The sequence below is a fragment of the Kitasatospora griseola genome (genome assembly GCF_044999035.1).
Lineage (GTDB): Bacteria > Actinomycetota > Actinomycetes > Streptomycetales > Streptomycetaceae > Kitasatospora > Kitasatospora griseola.
On record NZ_CP173360.1, the window covers coordinates 8222492 to 8245284 of the forward strand.

21 protein-coding genes are annotated in these 22793 nt (G+C 74.1%); 14 read left to right on the forward strand and 7 right to left on the reverse strand.

Features of this window, described 5'->3' with window-relative positions; translation table 11 throughout:
- The first annotated feature begins 301 nt into the window (after positions 1-301).
- The 3 genes from ACI1MP_RS36665 to ACI1MP_RS36675 all read left to right on the forward strand — a co-directional run bounded on the left by ACI1MP_RS36665 (position 302) and on the right by ACI1MP_RS36675 (position 1259).
- Entirely contained in the window at positions 302-595 is a 294-nt protein-coding gene (locus ACI1MP_RS36665; protein WP_157815728.1) for a hypothetical protein, read from the forward strand.
- A 188-nt stretch (positions 596-783) separates the two neighbouring features.
- Entirely contained in the window at positions 784-945 is a 162-nt protein-coding gene (locus ACI1MP_RS36670) for a hypothetical protein (RefSeq protein ID WP_404870669.1), read from the forward strand.
- On the forward strand, positions 942-1259 hold the full coding sequence (locus ACI1MP_RS36675) for a hypothetical protein (protein ID WP_404870670.1): 318 nt from the start codon (positions 942-944) through the stop codon (positions 1257-1259). Before ACI1MP_RS36670 ends, ACI1MP_RS36675 begins: the two co-directional genes overlap by 4 nt.
- Positions 1260-1298: 39 nt before the next feature.
- Here the strand turns inward: ACI1MP_RS36675 and ACI1MP_RS36680 are convergent, their stop codons facing one another.
- The gene (locus ACI1MP_RS36680; RefSeq protein ID WP_404870671.1) at positions 1299-2135 is read right to left on the reverse strand and encodes an NAD(P)H-binding protein; all 837 of its coding nucleotides are present in this window, start codon (positions 2133-2135) and stop codon (positions 1299-1301) included.
- 83 nt (positions 2136-2218) lie between these two features.
- Here ACI1MP_RS36680 and ACI1MP_RS36685 point away from each other — a divergent pair, with 83 nt between their 5' ends.
- The gene (locus tag ACI1MP_RS36685; RefSeq protein WP_380337700.1) at positions 2219-3163 is read left to right on the forward strand and encodes an AraC family transcriptional regulator; all 945 of its coding nucleotides are present in this window, start codon (positions 2219-2221) and stop codon (positions 3161-3163) included.
- Between the two features lie 24 nt (positions 3164-3187).
- Here the strand turns inward: ACI1MP_RS36685 and ACI1MP_RS36690 are convergent, their stop codons facing one another.
- Entirely contained in the window at positions 3188-3595 is a 408-nt protein-coding gene (locus ACI1MP_RS36690) for an NTP pyrophosphohydrolase (RefSeq protein WP_380337877.1), read from the reverse strand.
- 302 nt (positions 3596-3897) lie between these two features.
- On the opposite strand from ACI1MP_RS36690, the gene ACI1MP_RS36695 reads away from it, so the two are divergent.
- Complete coding sequence (locus tag ACI1MP_RS36695; RefSeq protein ID WP_404870672.1) at positions 3898-4575, forward strand: MHYT domain-containing protein; 678 nt, start codon at positions 3898-3900, stop codon at positions 4573-4575.
- A 105-nt stretch (positions 4576-4680) separates the two neighbouring features.
- On the opposite strand, the gene ACI1MP_RS36700 is transcribed toward ACI1MP_RS36695, so the two are convergent.
- Both ACI1MP_RS36700 and ACI1MP_RS36705 read right to left on the reverse strand, forming a co-directional pair.
- Positions 4681-5919 carry an MFS transporter gene (locus ACI1MP_RS36700; protein WP_404870881.1) on the reverse strand — a complete coding sequence of 413 codons (1239 nt, stop codon included), beginning with the start codon at positions 5917-5919 and terminating at the stop codon, positions 4681-4683.
- Positions 5920-6265: 346 nt separating this feature from the next.
- A complete protein-coding gene (locus tag ACI1MP_RS36705) occupies positions 6266-8044 on the reverse strand; it encodes an oleate hydratase (protein WP_380337706.1) in 1779 nt (592 codons plus the stop codon).
- Between the two features lie 212 nt (positions 8045-8256).
- Between ACI1MP_RS36705 and ACI1MP_RS36710 the strand changes: the two genes are divergently transcribed.
- Both ACI1MP_RS36710 and ACI1MP_RS36715 read left to right on the forward strand, forming a co-directional pair.
- On the forward strand, positions 8257-9123 hold the full coding sequence (locus tag ACI1MP_RS36710; protein WP_404870673.1) for an NUDIX domain-containing protein: 867 nt from the start codon (positions 8257-8259) through the stop codon (positions 9121-9123).
- Between the two features lie 208 nt (positions 9124-9331).
- The gene (locus ACI1MP_RS36715) at positions 9332-9913 is read left to right on the forward strand and encodes a hypothetical protein (RefSeq protein ID WP_100588493.1); all 582 of its coding nucleotides are present in this window, start codon (positions 9332-9334) and stop codon (positions 9911-9913) included.
- Here the strand turns inward: ACI1MP_RS36715 and ACI1MP_RS36720 are convergent.
- Positions 9892-13653, reverse strand: a complete 3762-nt coding sequence (locus ACI1MP_RS36720) for a helix-turn-helix domain-containing protein (protein WP_404870674.1) — start codon at positions 13651-13653, stop codon at positions 9892-9894. The genes ACI1MP_RS36715 and ACI1MP_RS36720 overlap by 22 nt on opposite strands.
- Before the next feature lie 281 nt (positions 13654-13934).
- Between ACI1MP_RS36720 and ACI1MP_RS36725 the strand changes: the two genes are divergently transcribed.
- The 4 genes from ACI1MP_RS36725 to ACI1MP_RS36740 all read left to right on the forward strand — a co-directional run bounded on the left by ACI1MP_RS36725 (position 13935) and on the right by ACI1MP_RS36740 (position 18278).
- The gene (locus tag ACI1MP_RS36725; protein ID WP_404870675.1) at positions 13935-14708 is read left to right on the forward strand and encodes a glycoside hydrolase family 25 protein; all 774 of its coding nucleotides are present in this window, start codon (positions 13935-13937) and stop codon (positions 14706-14708) included.
- Between the two features lie 42 nt (positions 14709-14750).
- Positions 14751-15326, forward strand: a complete 576-nt coding sequence (locus ACI1MP_RS36730) for a hypothetical protein (RefSeq protein ID WP_404870676.1) — start codon at positions 14751-14753, stop codon at positions 15324-15326.
- Between the two features lie 421 nt (positions 15327-15747).
- Entirely contained in the window at positions 15748-17694 is a 1947-nt protein-coding gene (locus tag ACI1MP_RS36735; protein WP_404870677.1) for a putative Ig domain-containing protein, read from the forward strand.
- A gap of 146 nt (positions 17695-17840) precedes the next feature.
- On the forward strand, positions 17841-18278 hold the full coding sequence (locus tag ACI1MP_RS36740) for a hypothetical protein (protein WP_404870678.1): 438 nt from the start codon (positions 17841-17843) through the stop codon (positions 18276-18278).
- 36 nt (positions 18279-18314) lie between these two features.
- On the opposite strand, the gene ACI1MP_RS36745 is transcribed toward ACI1MP_RS36740, so the two are convergent.
- Complete coding sequence (locus ACI1MP_RS36745) at positions 18315-19718, reverse strand: amidase (protein ID WP_404870679.1); 1404 nt, start codon at positions 19716-19718, stop codon at positions 18315-18317.
- A gap of 114 nt (positions 19719-19832) precedes the next feature.
- On the opposite strand from ACI1MP_RS36745, the gene ACI1MP_RS36750 reads away from it, so the two are divergent.
- From ACI1MP_RS36750 to ACI1MP_RS36760, 3 genes are all read left to right on the forward strand, one after another.
- Positions 19833-20420: a TetR/AcrR family transcriptional regulator gene (locus tag ACI1MP_RS36750; RefSeq protein WP_404870680.1), complete on the forward strand. Its 588-nt coding sequence runs from the start codon at positions 19833-19835 to the stop codon at positions 20418-20420.
- Positions 20421-20525: 105 nt separating this feature from the next.
- On the forward strand, positions 20526-20855 hold the full coding sequence (locus ACI1MP_RS36755; protein WP_404870681.1) for a hypothetical protein: 330 nt from the start codon (positions 20526-20528) through the stop codon (positions 20853-20855).
- Between the two features lie 131 nt (positions 20856-20986).
- Positions 20987-22153 carry a serine hydrolase domain-containing protein gene (locus ACI1MP_RS36760; protein ID WP_404870682.1) on the forward strand — a complete coding sequence of 389 codons (1167 nt, stop codon included), beginning with the start codon at positions 20987-20989 and terminating at the stop codon, positions 22151-22153.
- A 203-nt stretch (positions 22154-22356) separates the two neighbouring features.
- Here ACI1MP_RS36760 and ACI1MP_RS36765 read toward each other — a convergent pair whose 3' ends face one another.
- Positions 22357-22614 carry a hypothetical protein gene (locus ACI1MP_RS36765; protein ID WP_157815731.1) on the reverse strand — a complete coding sequence of 86 codons (258 nt, stop codon included), beginning with the start codon at positions 22612-22614 and terminating at the stop codon, positions 22357-22359.
- Between the last annotated feature and the right edge of the window lie 179 nt (positions 22615-22793).

Sequence of the window (22793 nt, forward strand, 5' to 3'; positions counted from 1 at the left end):
GCGGAGGCTCAGGCAGCCGCTGAGCGGCCCCCTGGGCTTCCGTCGGACCATCCCCGACGACGGCGCCCCGCCCGAATCGCAGGCGGCCACCGCCCTCCGGCGGCTGGCCCGGCAGGATCCCAAGCGGCACGCCCGGGTGGTCGCCGGGAGCCGGGAGCGTGCCGAGGAGCTCGGATACCGCTGGCCGTACCCGAACTGACCGGCCGTCATCTGTTCGGCCGCCGGGGTCGCCGGGGGCTGCCCGGATCCATCGGGATTGCGGGATTTGCGTAGATACCGGCAGGTCAAGCAGGCTCTACGCATGAGCACACCCGTGTACCGGGGCCCCGCCCTGCTGCTGGCCGACGGACTGGAGATCCCCGTCCAGGTGGAACTGACCGGAAACGTCCCCGAACTCGGCCTGCCCGGTTGGACCGGGGTGCTGGAGAGCGGGGACACCCGGTTCAGCGCGGGCAGCGTGCGCTCTGGGCGGTTGCGGCTGCCCGGCGGGTGGGAAGGCGGCTTCGCCGTGATGCGCCGCCTGCTCGGCGTCTCCACCGTGTGGGTGCGCGGCAACGACGTCGAGGCCTCCCCGGCGGACTGGCCCACCGGCTGACGGCGAGTCACCGGAAGAGGGCAGCGGCACGGGTCGACGGGGGCGTGCAAGGGGCGCGAGGTCGGCGCGGGGTGTCGTGGCGCGCGCGGTGGGTGCGCGGTCGGTGCTGCATCCGCGAGTGGTCCGACGGCGAACGGCTGTCGCTCACCGGGGTCGACACGCTACGGTCTGTGTTCTGGAGGTGGACGATGACCGAGCAGCAGACCTGCCCGGGCTGCGCCGGGGCGCGCGGCACGGAGAAGACCGAACACTCCGTGGAGACCGACGGCCAGGGGTGGCAGCAGCCCGTGCGGCGCACCTTCTGGTCGCCGTGCACGGTGTGCGCGGGCTCGGGGGTGGTGCAGCGATGAGGCTGGTCTTCGTCTGCCAGAGTTGCGGCTGCCACTACCTGGTGCCGCCCGCCCTGCACTACCCCGACGGCGGCCGGGCCAGCGCCGTCTGGTGCTCGGTGTGCCAGGCAGCGGCCGCCCGCAGCGGCACCGCCGAGCCCACCGAACTCGCCGCCGTCGCCGTCCTGCTGGCCGTCCGCGCCCTCAAGGCCGCCCTCGCCGGCCGTGAGCAGTCGCGCCGCGACCAGCCGCGCCGGGACCGCCGGCCGACCCGCCCCACCCCCACCTCCCGCGGGCGCACCCGCCCCACCGGAGCCCGCACCCGCCTGGCCTGACCGGCGCGGCCCGGGCGCCGGTACGATCCTGCGGCCGGCTCAGGCCCAGCGCCCGGCCGCGGCCGCCTCGCCGACGAACTGTTCGAAGGAGCGGGGCGGTCGGCAGAGGGCCTGCTGGACGCCGTCGGAGACGGTGGCGCCGCGGCCCTCGCGGACGTCCACCAGCAGGCCGGTGAGCAGCCGGGCGGTCGCCGCCGGGACGCCGTCCTCGGTCAGCCGGTCCGCGAACGCGGCGGCGGGGACGTCGAGATGACGGATCGTCCGGCCGGTCGCGGCGGCGATCACGTCGAGCGCCTCGCCGAAGGAGAGCGCGGCCGGGCCGGTCAGCCGATAGGTGCGGCCGCGGTGGCGATCCTCCGTCAGGGCGGCGGCGGCGACCGCGGCGATGTCCTCGGCGTCGACGAACGGGGTGCGCCCGTCGCCGGTCGGGGCGGCGAGCGTGCCGGAGCGGACGCCCGGCAGCCAGAACGACTCGCTGAAGTTCTGCGCGAACCAGTCGGGCTGCAGGATCGTCCAGTCGACGCCGGAGCCGCGGACGGCCTGCTCGGCCGACTTCAACGGGCGGCCGTCGTCGGCCCCGTCCACTCCGTACGCGGACAGCAGCACCAGCCGGGTCACGCCCGCCGCGACCGCCTCGGACACCAGGCGGGGAATGCGGTGCCGCCGGCCCGCGCCCGGGCGCAGAGCGGGCTCCAGCAGGTACATCGCGCCGACCCCGTCCAGCGCGGGCCCCCAGGTCGTCGGATCGTCGAGGTCGAACCGGACGTCGCCGCCGGTGCGGCACGCGGTACGGACGGGCAGGCCGTCGGCGGACAGCCGACGGGCGATGCGGCAGCCGGTCGTGCCGGTGCCGCCGAGAACCAGGATGCTCTTCATACCCCTCAGCCAACCGCGCCGAGTTCGGACGATCCATGGGAGATCGTCGCGCAGACCTTTGTGATCGTCTAACGTGGCATCACATGGACGTTCTGAGCGATCTGCTGCACCGGGCCCGCGCCACCAACGCGCAGATCCGGCAACTGATCCAGCGGCCCCCGTGGGCGACGACCTTCGCCGACGCCCCGCCGCTCACCGTCGTCGCCACCCTCGGCGGCCGGGCGAGCGTCCGGCTCGACGACGACCCGGGGGCCGCGCCCGTCCGGCTGGCCGCCGGAGACATCGCACTGGTCAGCGGCACCGCCCAGTACACCATCGCCGACTCCCCGGACACCCCGCCGCAGATGGTCGTCCGCGACGGGCGCAAACACCTGATCGACGCCGACGCCCCCGCCCAGCAGCCGCTCGCGCCCCGCACCTACGGCGACGGGCTGCCCGGCGCCACCACCCTGCTGCGCGGCGCGTACGAGATCCGCGGCGAGGTCGGCGAACGTCTGCTGCGCACCCTCACCCCGCTGGCCGTGGTCCCCGCCGGGCCGCGCACCCGCGCCGTCCTGGAACTGCTCGCCGCCGAGACCGCCCACGAGGCACCCGGCCAGGACGCCGTCCTCGAACGGCTGCTGGACCTGGTCCTGGTCCTCGCGCTGCGCGAGTGGTGCGCCCGTCCGGACGCCCGAGTGCCGTCCTGGCACCGGGCGTTGGCCGCCCCCGCGATCGGTGAGGCGCTGCGGCTGCTGCACGAGAACCCCGGGCACCGCTGGACGGTGGCCGAACTCGCCGCGAAGGTCGGGCAGTCCCGCGCCACGTTCGCCGCGCACTTCACCGCCGCCGTCGGCGAACCCCCGCTCGGCTACCTCACCGGCTGGCGGATGACCCTGGCCGCCGACCGGCTGCGCGACACCGACCGCACCGTCGCCGCCGTCGCACGCGAGGTCGGCTACGAGGACGCGTTCGCCTTCAGCACTGCCTTCAAACGCGCCCGCGGCGCCAGCCCCGCGCACTGGCGCCGCGCCCACCGCTCCGCCTGACGGCTGCTCCGGCTGACGGCCTGCTCAGCCGCCCGGCCGGCGGACGGTGCGCGGGCCCAGGGGAGTGGCGCCGAGCGCGGTGACGCGCTCGCGCAGGCCGCGGTCGGCGGTGACGACCAGGCACCGGCGGGAGGGCTCCCCGGCGACCAGTTCGACGATCCGGTCGTCACCGCTGCCGGGAGCGGACTCCACCCGGACACCGGGCGCCGACTCCACCCCGCGAGCGGCGCCCTCCACCACCAGAACGACCGTCAGCGGGCCCGGCAGCTCGGGGAGTCCGTCGCGGGCCACCGCTGCCAGCGAGTCGCGCAGGCGCTCCGCCGCGCCGCGCCGATCGCGCCACCAGCCGTCCGGGACCGAGCCGACCACGTTCGCGCCGTCCACCACCAGCAGGGGCGGTCGGGGATCGGCCGGGCCGTCGAAGTTCTCCATGGGCGTCAAGACTGCCACGGTGCGCCGGCGCTGTGCTCGGTGATGCGCAGGCCGTGGGGGAGGCGAAAAGGCGGTGTAAAGGCGGTTTTTGAGGGTTGGTACGAACCAGTCACTACTGGGCGGTATTGTCTGTGCGGCAATCCCGTACGAGCATTCGCTTTTCCCGATCGGACCCCCCTCTCATGAATCACGGCACCATGGCCCATCTCGACGGTTTTCAGTACGGGTGGGTGAACCCGGTCGTCGCGTATGCCATCGCGTGCGTGGGCGCGGCCATCGGGCTGCGGTGCACGGCCCGGGCCGTGACACTGCCCTCGCGGAAGCGGGCCGGCTGGCTGGCGCTGGCGGCCGGCGCGTTCGGTTGCGGAATCTGGTCGATGCACTTCATCGCGATGCTCGGCTTCATGGTGGACGCCTCCACCCTGGTCTACGACATTCCGCTGACGCTGCTGAGCCTGCTGGTCGCGGTCGTCGTGGTCGGCCTCGGCATCGGCTACGTCGGCTACCGCGGCAGCGGCACCGGCACCTTGCTGACCAGCGGCGTGCTGACCGGCTGCGGCGTCGCCGTGATGCACTACCTCGGCATGGCCGCCATGCAGGTCGAGGGCGCGGTCTCCTACGACACCCTGCTGGTGGTCGCCTCGGTCGCCATCGCGATCGCCGCCGCCACCGCCGCGCTGTGGATGACGCTGCACATCAAGGGCCTGTCGGCGGCGCTCGGCGCGGCGCTGATCGCCGGCGTCGCCGTGGTCGCGATGCACTACACCGCGATGGCCGCCGTCACCGTCACCCTGGACGGCCGCGCCGCCAGCACCGGCGTCCCCGCCTCGCAGTTCGCCCTGCCGGTGGCCGTCGGCATCGTGGTGGTGCTCGCCGTCGCCGGCCTGGCCGTCGCCTTCTCCCCGCAGGACGACGAGCCCGGCGCCGGCCCGGCCGTCGAGCCGATCCGGGTCGACCTGTTCGGCCAGGAACGCCGCTGACCGCAGCGCCCCCGCCGTACCCCGTCGCACCTGACGCCGCCCGACTCCCCGGGCGGCGTTCGGCGTTCCGGCCGTTCGGGGCGGCGGCCGGGAGGTCGGCCGGGCTCAGGGCGACGCGGTCGACGGCGCGGGCAGCCGGGCGTCCTCGGGTGTGACGGCCGTCGCGGCAGCCAGCCGGGCCGTGCCGAAGTGCCGCTGCGCGTACGCCGCGACGGTGGTCGCCGCGCCCAGGGCGAGCCAGCCCAGCGGGCCGGTGGAGAGCACCGCGCCGGTCAGCAGCAGCGGGCCCGCCGCCTTCTCGGTGGACTGGGCCATTCCGGCCACGCCGAGGTACTCGGGGCGGGCCCGCTCCGGGGCCAGCGCCACCGACAACTCCCAGGACACCACCGAGCGCAGCAGCTCCGCGAAGGTCACCAGCACCGCCGCCGCCAGCAGCAGCACCGAGGCGAGGACCGGCCCCGGGCCGTGCGCCGCGGCCGCCGCCGCACAGCAGCCGAGCACCGTGAAGCCGTACATCGGCACCGCCCGCACCGCCTGACGGGGCGTCCGGACCCGGGCGGAGACCCGCAGCTGCGCGACCACCACCAGCACCGTGTTGATCGCCAGGAACGCCGGGACCAGCGCGTGCGGCGCACGGGTGGCGTGGATCAGCCAGAGCGGCAGGCCGACGTTCAGGATCGCGTCGTCGATGGTCAGCGCGCAGTCCAGCGCGACGAACCGCAGGTAGCCGCCGTCCCGCCAGGGGCTCGGCCGGGCCGCGGAGCCGGCGTCCGGCGCCGGCTGCCCGGACCCGGCGACCACCCGGCCCTCGTGCCGCGGCTCCCGGACGCCCGCGACCAGGGCGGCCGACAGCAGGAAGGAGAGCACGTCGGCGAGCAGCAGCGCCCGGTACGCGGCCGGGGTGCCGACCGCGAGTCCGATCGCGGCCAGGCCCGCGCCCGCCGCGTACCCCGCGTTCATCGCCGTCCGGGACAGCGCTCGGTACACCGAACGCCGGTCGCCCGCCACGTCGGTGGCGAACAGCATCTCCATCGCCCGCGCCGCCCGGTCGCCCAGCGCGGTCACGGCCACCAGGCCCAGCAACGCGCCGAACGAGGAACAGAGCAGCACCGCCGCCAGCGCCACCGCCCGCAGCAGGTGACACCCGATCAGCACCCGCCGGCCCCCCAGCGACGCGGCCAGCCGTCCGGCGAGTGGCGAACCGGCGATGCCCGCCACCGAGGCGACGCCGAGCAGCAGCCCGACCTGTCCGGCTGTCAGCCGCTCCACCTCGGTGAAGTACAGCACGCACGCCGCCGCCCACACCCCGGACCCCGTCCGGTCCGTGAACACCACGGCCAGCATGGTCCGCCCGGCCGCCCCGCCCGGCGGATTCCGCAGCTGCGCCCACAACCCGGCCCCGCCACCGCGTTCCCTGCTCGCCGTCCCCACCGTCGCCACCCCGTTCCCACCGCTGTTCGATCCGTACCGGGAGCACTCTGCCCGAGAAATCTCTTGATATCAAGATGCTTGATGTCGAGATGAAAATCAGTGGTCAACCGGCCCCGGCGGGCGGCAGAATGCCCCGATGCGCACCCCGCACTCCTCCGACCCCGAGCTGTGCGGCGCGTTCAGCGCCGAGTGGACGCAACGGTGCCCCGGGCCGCAGTGGCCCGGGGCACCCGTGGTCGGCGGTGCTACTCCGGCAGTGCTACTCCGGCAGCAGGTTGTACTCGCTCAGCAGTTCGCCGATCTCCGACGTCTCCAGGCGGGCGTTCAGCCGCTTGCGGAGGACGTGCGGGCCGGGGAGGGACACCGGCTTGCCGTCGCGCAGGCGGCTGGCCGCGTTGAGGAGGGCGCGGACGTCGTAGGTCGAGCCGAAGACCTCGGGGACGCCGCGTTCGACGCCCAGCAGCTGGTAGGCCGCCTCCATGCCGGTGCGCACCGAGTACTCGGTGGTGAAGATGCAGTCGCGGGTGGTCTCCGCGAACTGGCCGATGAAGGCGAAGTTCACCGCGCCCGGCGGCACCACGTCCGGACGGTCACCGGCCTTGCGGGGCATGAAGAACGAGGTGACGTACGGCATCATCACCGGCACGCACTTGGCCGCCTCCGCCGCCAGCTCGTCGATCTGTTCGATCGGCACGCCCAGGTGGTACAGCCACTCGCGGGTGATCTCCTCGCCCGTGCACTCCTGCATCGGCTTCTTCACGTAGTCGCCGGGCACGTCCACGAACAGCGAGTACAGCCAGACCACGATCTGGTCCTTCGGCTGCTGCTTGAAGTGCGGCTGCCGGTTCACCGTCCAGCTCAGCAGCCAGGACGAGTCGCGGACGGTGACGATGCCGCCCGTCACCACTCCGCCCGAGAACGGGTCGCGCTTGCACACCTTCTGGATGTACTCGGGGATGCGGCGGTCCAGCGTGGTCACCGTCGCCGACTCCCACTTGGTCTGCGGGACGTGCGCGCCGAACACGTCCGGGCGGCCGAAGTCCGGGTGCTTGGCCGCGATCCGCCGCCACAGGTCCCAGGCCGGCGCCGGGCCCTCGTCCAGTTTCGCCGGGGTGTGCTGGTCGCCGTTGTCGGAGTTCTCGGTCAGCGAGCCGATGGTGGTGAACAGCAGGTCGTCCGCGGTCAGTTCGACGCCGCCCGGCTCGCCGCCGGAGATCCAGTGCAGCGCCGTCGCCTGCTTGCGGCCGTCCGCGAAGGAGAAGTCGACGTCGGTGACCTCGGTGTCGTACCGGAACACCACGCCGTGGTCCATCAGCCACTTCACCAGCGGCAGCACCAGCGACTCGTACTGGTTGTACTTGGTGAACTTCAGCGCCGAGAAGTCCGGCAGCCCGCCGATGTGGTGCACGAAGCGGTGCAGGTAGAGCTTCATCTCCAGGGCCGAGTGCCACTGCTCGAAGGCGAACATGGTGCGCCAGTACAGCCAGAAGTTCGACGCCAGGAAGTCCTCGCCGAAGACCTCGTCGATCCGCTTGCCCTCCATCTCCTCGCGCGTCGCCATGAAGACCTTCATCAAGTCCCGCTGCGCCCGGTCGGTCAGCGCGAACAGGCCGTTGGTGCCCGCGTCCCGGCCCTGCTGGTGGGTGACGCGCTGGAGGGAGAAGTTCGGGTCGTCCTTGTTCAGCCAGTAGAACTCGTCGAGGACGCTCGCCCCCTCGATCTCCATCGACGGGACCGAACGGAACAGGTCCCACAGGCACTCGAAGTGGTTCTCCATCTCGCGGCCGCCGCGCACCACGAACCCGCGCTCCGGCTCCTTGATGCCGTCCAGCGCGCCGCCCGGGATCCGCTGCTGCTCCAGGATCGTGATCCGCTCGCCAGCCATCTGCCCGTCCCGGACCAGGAACGCCGCGCCCGCCAGCGACGCCAGCCCGGAGCCCACGAACCACGCCCGCTTGTCGTCCACGCCGGCGGGCTTGCGGGGCCGTGCGAACGCCTCGTAGTTGCCGCTGCTGTAGTACATCGCGCGCTCCCTCATCCGTCGCTCCACAGGGCCGACCAAGATCGCCGGCCCCGAGGCCCACCCAACCCGTCCTTATGTCGGCGCGCACGGCGGGATGCCCGCATTGCGCCGTTCAGGCGAAATGGGCGGCCCGATGCTCCGGCCGGTTCCGCGCGGGGCATTGACACCCGCCGCGCCACTGCGCAGGGTCGGCAGCAGGCCCACGCCGACAGGAGGAGGACACCTCCATGACTGGTCCGACCGCCCTCACCACCAGCTGCGGCGCGCTCTACTTCACCGACCGCCACGGCCATCCCTTCCAACTGCGCTCCGCCCGCCACCCGGACCGCTGGCAACTGCCAGGCGGCGACAGCACCCCCGGCGAGACCCCCTGGCAGACCGCCCTGCGCGGAGCCCGGGAACACCTCCGACTCGACATGAGCGACGACGAGTTGACCGTCCGGCGCCGCCTGCTCGCCGTCCTGCACCACACCCCCGCCGCCGACCGCCCGCTGGCCAGGACCGGCTTCGTCTTCGACGGCGGCACCCTCGACGACGACCGACTCCACCGCATCCGCCTCACCGCCGAGCACACCGACTGGGCCGTCGACACCCTGTGGCGCTGGCGCAACCGGATGCGCCCCCAGGACCACCGCCGGCTGATGCTCGTCGACCGCGCCCGCCGCGCCCGCACCACCCTGTACGCCGAACACCCCGACACCGGCGCCGACGCCTTCGAGGGCGTCCTCGTCCTGATCACCACCCCCGGCCGCGACCGCGTCCTGCTCAACCTGCGCGACGACCACCCCGGCATCGCCTGGCCCGGCCACTGGGCCCCGATCGGCGGCTGGCGCGAAGGCCACGAGAGCGCGCACGACTGCGCCACCCGCGAGATCCGCGAAGAAGCCGGCATCACCGTCACCGCGCTGCGCCCGCTGCCCGCACCGCGGCACCCGCTGATCGCCGACACCACCACCGTGCTGCACGCCGTCTACGACGGGCCCGAACGCGCCCTCGTCCTCGGCGAGGGCCAGGCGATCCGGCTGGTACCCCGGGAGGAGATCCCCGCCCTGCGCACCCCGCCGTACGTGGCGCACTACCTGGCCCACCTCTGACCGTGCGCCGCCGGCCCCGCCGCGGATACCCGGACGTTCCTGACGTTCCGTCACGGTGGCGGGGCCGTACTGCCGTGGTGGATCAGGTAGTTGACGGAAAGTCAATGGTCGGTGTCCGGAGGTTCGGTGTGATCGGTGTGCCGAGTGGATAGGCTTGCCGACAGCACGGCCGCAGCGGCCGCTCCACCGAGGGGGAATCCACACCACAATGTCGTACCTGCGCACCTTCCTGCCCTGGATCGTCTTCGCCGTGATCCCGTCCTCCCAGTGGCAGTGGGCCGCCCTGGCCGGTCTGGTCGTCGCCGCGGCCGTCATCCTCCAGCAGCGCAGGGCCGGCGCCGCCTACGACGCGCTGATCATCGAGCTCGGCTCGGCGCTGTTCTTCGCCGTGCTCGCCGCGATCGCCTTCGCCGACCCGCACTCCGGCGTCCGCGACTACTCCGCGACGCTCTCCTCCGCCTGCCTCGCCCTCATCGCCGGCACCTCGCTGCTGATCGGCAAGCCCTTCACCCTCGGCATCGCCAAGCGCAGCACCCCGCCCGAGATCTGGCCGCTCAAGCCGTTCATCCGGGTCAACGTCATCATCACCTCGGTGTGGACCGGCGCGTTCGCGGTCACCGCCGTCGTGCTGGCCGTCCTCGCCCACGGCGGCCACGGCCACTCGCTCGCCTCGCTGCTGGTGCAGATCGCCGGCTTCGTCGTCCCGATGGTCTTCACCGTCCGCTACGTCGCCCTGGTCCAGTCCCGTCGACCCGACGGCCCGTCGGGTCAGCCGCAGTCCGGCCGGTAGGCGACGGTCGGCACCAGCCGACTCCACTCCTCGGGGGGCAGCGGGGCGCGCAGCACGGCACAGGCCCGCGCCACCGCCGCCTCGGGGTCGAGGCTCCACAGCGGGGCGGCGCCGTCGTCGCCGCCGACCAGCGCCCGGCCGTCGGGCAGGAACGCGAGGCCGTTCAGTGCCTGCGCCGGGCCGGTGAGGGTGACGACCGGGGCGTTCGGACGGGCGGGATCCCACAGCCGCAGCCGGCCCTCGCGGCCCACCGTGGCGAGGGGCCGGCCGTCCCCGGTGAACGCCAGCGCCAGCACCGTGTCGTCGTCCGACCGGTACGGGTCCGGCTCCCGCCGTTCGCCGGTGCGGGTGTCCCACACGTGCACCAGCCGGTCGTTGCCGGCGGTCGCCAGGTAGCGGCCGTCCGGGCTGACGGCCAGTCGGTACACCAGGTCCAGGTGCTCGAAGGCGCTCTGCCGGACCGGCCCGCCCGGATCGGCGACGGTGAGCAGCCGGACGCGCCGGGAGTCGCCGGTGAACGCCAACTCCCCGCCGTCGCCCAGGAACACCAGGTCGCTGACGCGGTCCTCACTGGCGGGCCGACGCACCCGCAGCGGCGAGCCGTCCGGCGGGCCGAGCAGCACCTCGCCGCTCCTGGTGCCCACCGCCAGCAGCGACCCGTCGGGGCTGAGCGCCACCGCCGACACCCGGCCGGCCACCTGCAGCGAGGCCCGCACCGCCCCGTCGGCCGCATCGCGGACCTGAACCGCCCCGACCGTGGCGCTCGCCACCGTGCGGCCGGCCCGGTCGAAGGCCAGCCCCGTCACCGCACTGCCCGACGGCCCCGAGACGGCGATCGGCCACGGCACCGGCCCGCCGACGTCCCACAGGGCGAACCGCCCGTCGGCCGTCCCGAGCGCCGCCCGGTTCCCGGCCACGGCAACGGCCGTGACCCGCGGACGCTCCGGCCACGGCGCCAGATCGGTGCCGCGCCGCAAGTCCCAGATCAGCACGCTGCCGGACGGCGCGGTGACGCCGGCCGAGGTGACGACCGTGCGGCCGTCGGCGCCGACCGCCACCCCCAGCAGCAGGGTCGGATGGCCGCGCAGCTCGGCCGCCACCCGGCGGGTCGCCACCTCCCACACCAGGGCCGTGCGGTCGGCGCCCGCGGACACCAGCGTGGCACCGTCCGGCGTCAGATCCAGCGCGTCCACCGGCCCGACATGACGGTCCGGCAGGTTGACGGCCTCCCACTGCTGCGGCGCACCGTCCGTACTCGGCCCGCCCGTTGACGGTGTGTCGGCGGGCGGGCGCCACAGCCGGATGCCACCCTGCTCGCTGCCCACCGCCAGCAGCCCGCCGCCCGCCGCGAACGCCAACGACCGGGGCGACGGCGAGCGGCCCGCGAACACCACCGGCGCACCATCGTCCGGGCGGGGCGGCGCGTCCACGTCCCGCACCAGCACCGCGCCGCCGACGTCCGCCGAGGCCAGCCGGCGACCGGCGCCGAACGCCAGGCCCTGGACCGCCCCCGCGTGGCCCGCCAGCGTCCGCACCGGCGGGGCCGCGCCCGCGTCCGTCCGCCACACCCACACCTGCCCCGGCAGCGCCCGGTCGCCCGAACCCGCCGCGAGCAGCGCGCCGTCGCGGCTGAACGCCAGGCGCTTGGCCTGGGCAGGCGCACCCCGGCCGTTCACCGGCATCACCGGGGCGGGCAGCGGAATCCGGTCGGCGACCCGCCACAGCAGGATCCGGCGCCGCTCGTCGCCCGTGAGCGCGGCGGCCAGCACCGCTCCGTCCGGGCTGAACTCCAGGTCCTGCACCGGGTGCCCGACCTCCCCCTGGAGCTCCACGACCCGGGCGGTGGTCGCGGTGTCCCACAGCGTCACCCGGCCCCGCGAGTCACCCGTGGCGACCAGCCGCCCGTCCGGGCTCAGCGCCAGCCCGTTCACGCCGAACCCGAACCCCGGGATCCGGCCCGCCAGGTACTGGCCCTGGGTGCTCAGCACCGCGTCGTCCGCCGCCCGGCGCAGCTCCGGGATGCCCGCCCCGGTGATCCGGCGCGCCGACACCGACTGCAACAGCGCCGCGTACGGATCACGGGTCGCACTGCGCTGCGCCTCGGTGAGCAGCGTCAGCGCGCTGCGGCCGTCCGTCGCCCAGACCGCCCGGCGGTGCTCCTGCCACAGCAGCCCGCCGGCCAGCACCGCGGTGACCAGCAGCAGGGCGAGCGCGCCCACCAGCCGACGGCGGGTCCGGATCCGGCGGCGCTCCGCCCGCCGCTCCCGGTCGGCGCGGTGCGCGGCGGCGGCCAGGAACTCCCGCTCCACCGGCGCCAGACCGCGCCCGCCGGCGGATGCCGCCCAGGCCCCGACCACCTCCAGTCGGCTGCCCCGGGGCAGCAGGGCGTCCTCCCGGCCCGACGCCGCCCACGACTCGGCGTCCTGGGAGAGCTGCTGATGCAGCCTCAACTCGTCCCGGCCCGCCTCGATCCAGCCGCGCAGCCGGGGCCAGGCCCGCAGCAGCGCCTCGTGGGAGAGCGTCGCACCGGACGCGTCCAGGGTGAGCAGCCGGTCGTCCGCGAAGGACGCCAGCACCCGCTCCACCCGCGCCGGGTCGGCGTCGGCCGCCGCCAGCTGCGCCGACTCGGCGCGCCGCCGCGCGACCTGACCGTCCGGGCCGAGATGGACCAGCCGCAGCAGCACCCGGCGGGCCGTCGCCCGGGCCGGCCCGTCCAGCCGCGACCAGGCCCGCTCGGCGGTCAGCGCCACCGCACCGTGCAGCCCGCCGATCGCCCGATAGCCTGCCAACGACAGTGCCCGGCCGGTGCGCTGCTGCCACATCGCGTGCAGCGCGTGCGCCAGCAGCGGCAGCGCCCCCGGGTCGTAGGCGGGCCCGTCCCGGGCGCCGTCCAGGCCCAGGTCCGCCAGCAGCACCTCCAGCAGGCCCGGCTCCAGCTCCAGCCTGGCGGTGCGGGCCGGCGCGGTGATCGCCCGGCCGAGCTCCTCCGCACTCATCGGCCCCAGCGCCAACTGGCCGCGCCGCACCGCCGCCAACACGCCCTGATGCGCCAACAGATGCCCGTACAGATCGGCCCGCAGGCCCAGCACCACCAGCCGGCCCCCGTCCGGCCCGGCCTCCTCGCACAGCCGGTCCAGGAACGTCCGCCGCTCACCGGGATCGGCGCACAGCGTGAACAACTCCTCGGCCTGGTCGACGATCCACACCGGGCAGGCGCCCCCGGCGAGCGCCGACAGCCGCGCCAACGGCTCCGCGGTGGGGGAGAACACCTCCGCGTCGACCGTGCCCAGGCCCGGCAGCGCGCCGCGCCGCAACGCCGGCACCAGACCCGCCCGCAGCAGCGAGGACTTGCCCGCACCCGACGGCCCCACCACCACGACCGGGCCGCCCCGGTCCGCCGACCGCTCGCCCAGCAGCCCCAGCAACTCCGCGCGCGCCCGGTCCCGGCCGTGGAACCAGCGCTCGTCCTCCGCCCGGAAACTCGCCAGCCCCGGATACGGGCACTGCCCGCGCACCGCCAACTCCAGCAGCGCGCCGCCCGTCCGCAACGCCTGGTCGCAGGCCCGGGCGAAATCCGCGGTGGGCGGCTTGTCGCCGCTCTCGACCTTGCTGATGTGGCTCTTGTCGTAATGCACCCGACGGGCCAGATCCCCCTGCGAGAACCCGGCCGAGCGCCGCCGCTCCCGCAGCACCGCCCCGAACCCGCCGCCCTCCGCCGGCGGCCCGCCCTGGCCGGGCACCCGCCCACGATCGCCCTCGGTGTGCACCGCAGACCCCGCCTCCGTCGACTCCACCCCACCCAACGAGCCCGCCCGACACCGGACACGCGACACCGCGACGGCCCCCCGGTTCGAGTGAAACCGCAGGCCGGAGGGGTTGTCGAGGTGCCGGGCCCGGAGGACAACAGGCAACCGGTGCGCGCGCGGCGGCCGGTGGGCAACGCTGTCATCGGGGCCGGGACAACCACCGGCCGCACCAGCCACCCTGACGCCCGGTCACCACTCCACGAGGAGAACCCGACGTGACGTCCACCCCCGCCACGCTGCGCCGCGCCACCGTCCTCGCCGTCGCGGCCCTCGCCCTGGCCCTCCCCGCGCTCGGCCCGGCCACCGTCGCCGACGCCGCGGACGGCCCGCAGGCCTACGCCGTCCACGGCTTCGACAGCTCCCACTACAACCACGAGACCAAGAACGGCGAACAGGCCTACGACTGGCCGGCGATCGTCCGCGGCGGCCGGCAGTTCGTCTACCTCAAGGCCACCGAAGGCACCGGCACCGCCGACCGCTGGTTCACCCCCGACCTGGACGGCGCCCGCTCCGTGCACCTGATCCACGGCGCCTACCACTACTACCGCCCCGACCAGGACGGCGCCGCCCAGGCCGACCACTTCCTCGACGCCCTCCGCGCCGCCGGCCACACCGGCGGCAGGCCCGGCGAACTGCCGCCCGCCGTGGACATCGAGGAGTGCGCCCGAGACGGCCACCCCCTCGAACCCGCGCAGGTCAAGGCCTTCCTCCAGCGCGTCGAACACGCCACCGGCACCGCACCCGCCGTCTACACCCGCAACGGCATCGCCGACCAGTGCCTGCGCGGAATCCAGGACCTCGCCACCCACCCCGGCTGGCTCGCCCGCTGGGGCAGCACCGAGCCCCGCCCGCTGCCCGGCGCCACCGCCTGGGACTTCTGGCAGCACAGCAACCACGCCGAGATCCCCGGCACCGTCGGCCACCCGATGGACGCCGACGTCTTCCACGGCGACCGCACCGCGCTGCGCCGCCTCGCCCACCAGAACTGACCGACCCGCAGCACCCCGCACCCCCGGAAAGGACACCTCGTCATGAACCGCACCCACCGCTGGACCGCCGCCCCCGCCCTCGCCCTGCTCGGCGCACTCCTCCTCGGCGCCCCCGCCGTCGCCGCCCCCGTCACCGACACCGGCACCGGCACCAGCCGGGCGCAGGGCCTGCGGGCCGCCGACGCCCCGAAGCTCAGCCGCGCGGAGGAGATCCGCCGCGCCAAGGTCTGGCTGACCGCCAACAACGGCAAGCCCGTCCCCTACAGCCAGAAGGAGACCTGGTCGGACGGCTACCGGCAGGACTGCTCCGGCTACGCCTCGATGGCGCTGCGCCTGCCCAAGTCCGGCCCGAACACCGTGGCGCTGAAGAACGACGGCTGGACCAAGGCGATCAAGATGTCCGAACTGCGGCAGGGCGACCTGGTCATCAAGGCCAACAGCAGCGACCCCGACCACCGGCACGTCGTCATCTTCGACAGCTGGGACAACGGCAAGCACACTTCGTACCACGCCTACGAGCAGGCCGGCGGCGTCGGTACCCGGCACGCCTCGCACACCTACGGCCTCAAGGACGGCGACAACTACCACGCCTACCGCCCGGTCAACCTGACGGACTGACAATCCGCGCACCGCGCCCGGCCGTCGGGGTCCCCGGCGGCCGGGCCCTTTTCGGTCCGGAATTCAAAAAATCTCGCAAAGGGGTGGTAGCGAATTCCACCCGAAGTGCCAAGAACAGGGATGCCAAGTTGAAAACTGTTGACGCCCCGAGGAGTCGGTGCTCGGGCCCGACATGCCGTGCCACCTGCGTGGACCGCGGTCCTGAGGATTTCCTTAACCGGCTCCATTGACTGCCCGTCAGCGGCTCTGCTTTGCTTCTGGCCGCGGACAGTCAGGAAATCGGCGCGGTGAATTCCGGTGCCGGTACCCGGTTCTGACCGTCCCGCTCCCGCCCCAGGTTTATCGGCCGCGCTGCGCCCCACCGAGGTGCGGGCGGCCGGAGGAGAGAGGCCCCCCACCCATGGGATTTTCCCCCACTGCCATGCGGTCGAGGCTGACGGCGCTGACCGGCGCCGCCTCGCTCGTGATCGCCGCCGCCGGAATAGCCGCTGCCGCGGCCCCGGCGAACGCCTCCACCCCGCAGCCGGCCGCCGCGTCCGCGGCGGTCTCCGGCCAGGCCCACCACGGGTCCGCCGGAACCGGCGGCATCTCGAACGAGTTCAACCCGTTCAGCCCGGCGCTCACCGACAGCACCATCCCGGGCATGAAGCAGTACGCGAAGCAGAAGCAGCAGCTCATCGCGAACCAGCCGCAGGCCGCGGCCACCGGCCAGCAGACCCTGTCGTACGGCGGCGGCGTCGACGGCATCGGCGTGCAGAGCGGCCACTCCAAGGTGTACCTGGTGTTCTACGGCACCCAGTGGGGCACCCAGGGCACCGACGCCAACGGCAACCTGACGTTCTCCAACGACACGGCGGGCGCCGCGCAGGCCGCGCAGAACATGTTCAAGGGCATCGGCACCAACGGCGAGACCTGGTCGGCCGACCTCACCCAGTGGTGCGACGGCCCGAACGTGGCCTCCGGCGCGGTCAGCTGCCCGGCGAACGCCGCGTTCATCCCGTACCAGACCGGCGGCGTGCTCTCCGGCGTCTGGTACGACAACGCGGGCGCCTCCCCGGCCTCCTCCACCGGCCACCAACTCGGCGTCGAAGCCGTCAACGCGGCCGCCCACTTCGGCAACACCACGGCCGCGGCCAACCGCGACGCGTACTACGTGGTGCTGTCCCCGAAGGGGACCAACCCGGACAACTACCAGAGCCCGACCCAGGGTTACTGCGCCTGGCACGACTGGAACGGCGACACCACGCTGACCGGCGGCGCCGTCAGCTCCTCGTACGGCGACATCGCGTTCTCCAACCAGCCGTACAACATCGACATGGGCTCCTCCTGCGGCGTCGGCTTCGTCAACTCGCCCGGAACCCTGGACGGTTGGACGATGACCCTCGGCCACGAGTGGCACGAGATGATGTCCGACCAGAACCCGGCCGGCGGCTGGACCAACCACGTCTCCGGCTCCTCGTACAACGGCCAGGAGAACTCCGACGAGTGTGCCTGGCTGCAGCCCGGCACCGCCGGTGGCGCCGCCAACGTCAGCTTCGGCTCCTTCGGCACCTTCGCCGAGCAGGCCAGCTGGTCGAACGACACCAACTCCTGCGCCATCACGCACGCCATCCTCACCCACGGCGGCGGCACCACCAACACCGTCACGGTGACCAACCCCGGCAGCCAGAGCGGCACCGTCGGCACCGCCGCCAGCCTGCAGATCCGCGCCACCGACTCGGCGTCCGGCCAGACCCTGACCTACGCGGCGACCGGCCTGCCGGCCGGCCTGTCCATCAACTCCTCGACCGGCCTGATCTCCGGCACCCCGACCGCCGCGGGCACCTCCTCGGTGACCGTCACCGCCACCGACACCACCGGCGCGGCCGGCTCCACCAGCTTCGGCTGGACCGAGGCCGGCAGCGGCGGCGGCACCTGCACCGCGGGCCAGCTGCTCGGCAACGCCGGCTTCGAGACCGGCACCGCCGCCCCGTGGACCACCAGCACCGGCGTGGTCGACAACTCCGCCTCCGAGGCCGCCCACAGCGGCTCCTGGAAGGCCTGGCTGGACGGCTACGGCTCGGCCCACACCGACACCGTCTCGCAGACCGTGACCATCCCGGCCGGCTGCAAGGCCACCTTCAGCTTCTGGCTGCACATCGACACCGCCGAGACCGGCACCACGGCCTACGACAAGCTGACCGTCCAGGCCAACTCCACCACCCTGGCGACCTACTCCAACGCGAACGCCGCCACCGGGTACGTCCAGAAGTCCTTCGACCTCTCGTCCTACGCCGGCCAGAGCGTCACCCTGAAGTTCACCGGCACCGAGGACGCCTCGCTGCAGACCAGCTTCGTGATCGACGACACCGCGCTCAACGTCTCCTGACGCGGCACCACCCCCCTCGGGGGCGCCGGGGCGGGCCCACTGCGGGCCCGCCCCGGCGCCGTTGCGCGCAGCGGATCCGACCGGGCCGCCGCCGCGTCCAATCCGCGCCCGCCCGCCCGACCCGTTCAGAGATCCGGAGCCCAGCCATGACACCGAAGCCCCGCAGAACCGCCGCCGCAGCCCTGCTCGCCCTCGTCGCACTGAGCGGCTGCGGGTCGGCTGCCACCGTCGCGAGCCCCGCTGCGCACCCCGCGCCCGGACTCGTGGTGCTCGACGAGTCCGCCGACCGCACCCGGATCACCGTCGCCCCCGGCACCACCGTCCGCACCGAACTCCACAACACCTACTGGTCGCCCGCCACCAGCACCGACCCCGGCCTGCTCGCCCCCGCCGGACAGCCCACCACCGCCGCCGCGCCCTCCTGCCGCCCCGGCAGCGGCTGCGGCACCGTCACCACCGCCTTCACCGCCCGCACCGCCGGCTCGGCCCGGCTGACCGCCCACCGCACCAGCTGCGGCGAGGCCCGACCCTGCCCGCCCGGCCAGCAGGACTACACCGTCGACGTGGACATCGCCGCCCGCTGACGACTACAGCGCCCGTCCGGGCTCGGTGACGGCCCGTCAGAGCAGCGGTTCGACGGGGGAGAGGACACCGAGCCGGTCCTCCAGCTGCTGGGCGGCGGCGAGACAGAGGTCCTCGCGGAACGGCCGGCCCACCAGCTGCACGCCCGTCGGCAGGCCGCCGGCCGGCCCGGTGGGCACGGCCACCGCCGGGGCGCCGACGAAACTGGTCAGCGAGCACAGCCGCATGGCGGAGGCGACCCGGTCCCGGCTCTCCTGGTCGCGGGACTCCAGCCCGGGCTCGACCGGCGGCTCGGTGAAGACCGGGCCGAGCAGCAGCGGGTACTCCGCCAGGAACTCCGCCCACGAGCGGCGGATGTTCATCCAGGTGCCCATCAGGGCGATCAGCCCGGCCGCGTCGAGCTGCGGCGTGCGGCGCATCGCGAAGTCGATGAAGCGGTCGCCGCCCTCGCCGAGCAGCTGACGGACCACCGGCCAGGACGGCGTGAACTCCGCGACGGTCAGTTGGTGGAAGGCGTCGTACGCCTCGTCGAACCGGGGCACGTCGGGCACCTCGCGGACGTCGTACCCCGCCTCGGCCAGCGCCCCCGCGGCCCGCTCGACCGCGCGCCGGACGGTCGGGTGCACGCCGCGCCCGCCCGGGTCGGCGACCACCGCGACCTTCACCGGACCGTCGACCGGACGGCCGTACAGCGGCGCGGGGACGGCCCGCGGATCACGCGGGTCGGGCCCCGCCAGGCACTCGAACGCCAGCCGCAGATCGGCCACTGTCCGGGCCAACGGGCCGTCCGTGACCAGGATCTGCGACGCCGGGCCGGGATCGTCCGGGCCCAGCATCCGCTGGTCGGCGGCGAACCGCCCCGCGGTCGGATTCAGCGCCGCGACGCCGCAGAACGAGGCCGGAATGCGGATCGAGCCGCCCGAGTCGTCGCCCAGCCCGAGCGCGGCCATCCCGGTGGCGACCGCCGCCGCGTCGCCGCCGCTGGTGCCGCCGGGCGTCCGCCCCGCGTCCCACGGGTTCAGCGTGTCGCCGTACAGCTCGTTGCGGGTGTGCATGCCGGAGAGGATCAGCGACGGCATGTTGCTGTGGCCGATCGGGACCGCGCCCGCGGCGCGCAGCCGGGCCACCGGAATCGCATCGGCCCGGGCCGTCAGGTCGGCGAACCGCCGGATGCCGAAGGTGGTCGGGTACCCCTCGACCCGGATGCACTCCTTCACCGTGAACGGCACGCCGGCCAGCGGCCCGAGCTGCTCGCCGGCGGCCCGGCGCCGGTCGATCCGGCGGGCCTCGGCCCGGGCCCGGTCGCCGAACATCTGGGTGACGGCGTTGATCCGCGGGTTCACCGCGGCGATCCGGTCGAGATGGGCGTCCATCACGTCGAGCGCGGACACCTCGCCCGCCCGGACGGCAGCGGCGAGCGCGCCGGCGGAGAGCTTCCACATGGTTCTGTCCTCCTCAGCCTTTCCGATGCGGTTGCATCGGAACAGGACCGCACCCTAGCCCACGAACCGATACACTCGCATCGAATAAAGCCGTCGCCCGGGAGGCCGCAGCAGATGCCCAAGCAGGTGGACCACGACGAACGCCGACGCCTGATCGCCGACGCCGTCTGCGCCCTGATCGACGAACAGGGCCTGGAAGCCGCCACCCTCCGAGACGTCGCCGCCCGCGCCGACGTCTCCATGGGCGCCGTCCAGCGCTGCTTCCGCACCAAGGGCGAGATGCTGCAGTTCGCCCTCGCCCACATCGGCCACCAGGTCACCACCCGCGCCCACGCCCGCCTGCGCGCCGCCCCCGCACAGTCCCCGGCCAGCACCGTCGGCCACCTCGCCCACGAGATCGCCCTGCTGAAGACCCGTCACCGCGCCCAGGCCCGCACCTGGCTGGCCTTCCTCGCCGCCGCCGCCGTCGACCCCGCCCTCGCCGCCGGCCTGCGCACCAGCTACACCGACCTGGAGACCCTGCTCACCGACCTGATCGCCGCCGCCGTCGACACCCCCGACCCCGCCCACCACGCCCGCACCCTGCTCGCCCTCACCGACGGCCTCACCGCCCACGTCCTGATCGGCCAGCGCACCCCCGAGGAAGCCGAACACCTCCTGCACGCCCACCTGTCCCGCCTCTGGGCCCACCCCGGCGAGTAGTCTCCCAACTCTCCGCCGCAGCACCGGAAAAGCCCGTGACACCCGCACGCGGCCCCCGGACGCCGGCCTGGCACCCGCATACCCGCCGACCCGGGAGGAACCACCGTGGCACTCGCCCGCAAAGGCGCCCGCCGCATCGTCGTCGACGGCGTCGCATACCGCTGGCACGTCAGCCGACGGCACCTCTGCTGCGACTACGAAGGCCACACCCTCGGCTACGTCGCCGAACACGCGACCCGCCCCGGGGCCACCCTCGTGGTGGAGACCGGCCGCCCGGCCCGCCTCCGGCCCGACCTCGTGCCCGCCGACCTCGTCCTGCCGCGCGAAGTCGCCACCGGAATCCGCACCGCACGCGCCCGGGGCTGGACCCCCACCGAGCCCGGCTCGCCGTTCACCCTGCGACTGTCCGGCATCGCTCCGGATCAGGATTTCTGATACACCGTCAGGACGACGGCCGCCTCGGGACAGTCCTTCTCGATGGTGACGGCGCACCGCAAGGTCGCGTGATGTTCTGGAACGGACCCGGCAGGCCCGGCCCCGGGCCCGCCCCGAACCAGGAGCACCTCGTGAACCCGCCACCGCCGTACCGCCGTTACGCCCTCCGCCGCTGCGCGGTCCCGGTCGCCGCCGGCGCTCTGCTGCTCGGCGCGCTCGCCCCGACCGCCGCTGCCGCCGCGCCCGCCACGGCCTCCGCCGAGGCCAGGCCGGCCGACATCGTCCAGCAGCGGCTGGACGCGCTGGTCGCCGGCGACAAGCTGCCCGCGGCGCTCGCGGCCGTCCGGGGACGCGACGGCCGGACGCGCGACTACACCTCGGGCGTCGGCGACCTCGCCACCGGGGCGAAGGTCCCCGTCGACGGGCAGGTCAGGATCGGCAGCAACACCAAGACCTTCGTCGCGGTCGTCGTGCTCCAGCTGGTCGCGGAGGGCAAGATCCAGCTGGACGCCTCCCTCGACACCTACCTGCCCGGCCTGATCCACGGCGACGGCATCGACGGAAAGGCCATCACGGTCCGTCAGATACTCCAGCACACCAGCGGGTTGGCGGACTACGTCCCGTTCGTCGACCTCGCCGGACCCGACCAGTACATCGAGCCGCGCGAGCTGCTCGACATCGCCCTCGCGCAACGCCCGGACTTCGCCCCCGGCGCCGGCTGGAAGTACAGCAACACCGGATACCTGATCGCCGGACTGATCGTCCAGAAGGTCACCGGACGACCCGTCGGCGAGGAGATCACCAAGCGCGTCGTCGACCGGATCGGCCTGCGCCACACCTACTTCCCCGCCCAGGGCGACATGACCGTCCGCGAGCGCCACCCGCACGGCTACGTGCTGCCCGAGGAGCCCGGCGGCCAGCCGTACGACATCACCGAGATGGACCCGTCCTGGGCCTGGGCGGCCGGTGCGATGATCTCCACCAACACCGACCTGAACCGCTTCTTCGCCGCCCTGATCGGCGGTCGACTGCTGCCCCCTGCCCAGCTCGCACAGATGCGCACCACCGTCCCCGCCGAGTACATGGGCCCCGGTGCGCGCTACGGCCTCGGACTCGCCAGCCGCCCGCTGCCCTGCGGCGGCCTGTCGTGGGGCCACGGCGGCAGCCTCCCCGGCTACGTCACCCGCGGCGGCGTCACGGAGGACGGCCGCGCGGCGAACATCGCGGTGACCGCGGCCCCGTCGCCCGAGGCCAGGCAGCGGGTGGCCGACGCGGTCGACGCGGCGCTGTGCCGCTGAGTCGCTGAGCCCGCTGTGCCTCTGAGTCTCTGAGTCGCTGAGCCGCCCTCCGGACCGAGTGGCTGCCGGCTCCGGACGCGCGTCGACCCGCGGTCGGCCGGCCGCAGGGGCCGTGACACGCGGGTCGACGAGTACGGGGGCGGGTCGGGCCGGCTGTCCGGCGGACGGGGGAGCCCGCCGGACACCCGGCCCGGGGCCGGTTCCTAGAAGTGGGCGCCGGAGTCGAGGAAGGAGCCCGAGACGCCGTTGTCGTCCGCCCAGACCCAGAAGGCGTGGTGCTCGACCCCGTTCTCGTCGACGAAGGATCCCGTGTTGGCGAAGCCGGCGCCGGACTCGTTCGCGATGAACTGGGACTTGTTGAAGTGGGCGTCGAAGTCATCGGCGGAGGCGAGTCCGGCGCAGCCGATCACCAGGGGGGCGGTGAGGGCGCCGAGGGCCAGGACACGCTTGACAGCACGCATGAGAAATCTCCTCCGAGTAGGTGTGCGGCGGCAGGACCCAGCGGCGGCCCGGCCGATTCCAGGACGACACGGGCCGCAGGGGCCCGCAATGCGGCCCTGCGCCCATGTGGTCCTGACGGAGAGTCAGCGTCCCCTGTGTCGACTGGGGAGGGGCGGGTCGAAGCTTCACCCCTGGGTGG

Coding starts and splice junctions, on each gene's coding strand:
- ACI1MP_RS36665 (WP_157815728.1), top strand. CDS start 302: ATGAGCACACCCGTGTACCGGGGCCCCGCCCTGCTGCTGGCCGACGGA.
- ACI1MP_RS36670 (WP_404870669.1), top strand. CDS start 784: ATGACCGAGCAGCAGACCTGCCCGGGCTGCGCCGGGGCGCGCGGCACG.
- ACI1MP_RS36675 (WP_404870670.1), top strand. CDS start 942: ATGAGGCTGGTCTTCGTCTGCCAGAGTTGCGGCTGCCACTACCTGGTG.
- ACI1MP_RS36680 (WP_404870671.1), bottom strand. CDS start 2,135: ATGAAGAGCATCCTGGTTCTCGGCGGCACCGGCACGACCGGCTGCCGC.
- ACI1MP_RS36685 (WP_380337700.1), top strand. CDS start 2,219: ATGGACGTTCTGAGCGATCTGCTGCACCGGGCCCGCGCCACCAACGCG.
- ACI1MP_RS36690 (WP_380337877.1), bottom strand. CDS start 3,595: ATGGAGAACTTCGACGGCCCGGCCGATCCCCGACCGCCCCTGCTGGTG.
- ACI1MP_RS36700 (WP_404870881.1), bottom strand. CDS start 5,919: ATGCTGGCCGTGGTGTTCACGGACCGGACGGGGTCCGGGGTGTGGGCG.
- ACI1MP_RS36705 (WP_380337706.1), bottom strand. CDS start 8,044: ATGAGGGAGCGCGCGATGTACTACAGCAGCGGCAACTACGAGGCGTTC.
- ACI1MP_RS36710 (WP_404870673.1), top strand. CDS start 8,257: ATGACTGGTCCGACCGCCCTCACCACCAGCTGCGGCGCGCTCTACTTC.
- ACI1MP_RS36715 (WP_100588493.1), top strand. CDS start 9,332: ATGTCGTACCTGCGCACCTTCCTGCCCTGGATCGTCTTCGCCGTGATC.
- ACI1MP_RS36730 (WP_404870676.1), top strand. CDS start 14,751: ATGAACCGCACCCACCGCTGGACCGCCGCCCCCGCCCTCGCCCTGCTC.
- ACI1MP_RS36735 (WP_404870677.1), top strand. CDS start 15,748: ATGCGGTCGAGGCTGACGGCGCTGACCGGCGCCGCCTCGCTCGTGATC.
- ACI1MP_RS36740 (WP_404870678.1), top strand. CDS start 17,841: ATGACACCGAAGCCCCGCAGAACCGCCGCCGCAGCCCTGCTCGCCCTC.
- ACI1MP_RS36745 (WP_404870679.1), bottom strand. CDS start 19,718: ATGTGGAAGCTCTCCGCCGGCGCGCTCGCCGCTGCCGTCCGGGCGGGC.
- ACI1MP_RS36750 (WP_404870680.1), top strand. CDS start 19,833: ATGCCCAAGCAGGTGGACCACGACGAACGCCGACGCCTGATCGCCGAC.
- ACI1MP_RS36765 (WP_157815731.1), bottom strand. CDS start 22,614: ATGCGTGCTGTCAAGCGTGTCCTGGCCCTCGGCGCCCTCACCGCCCCC.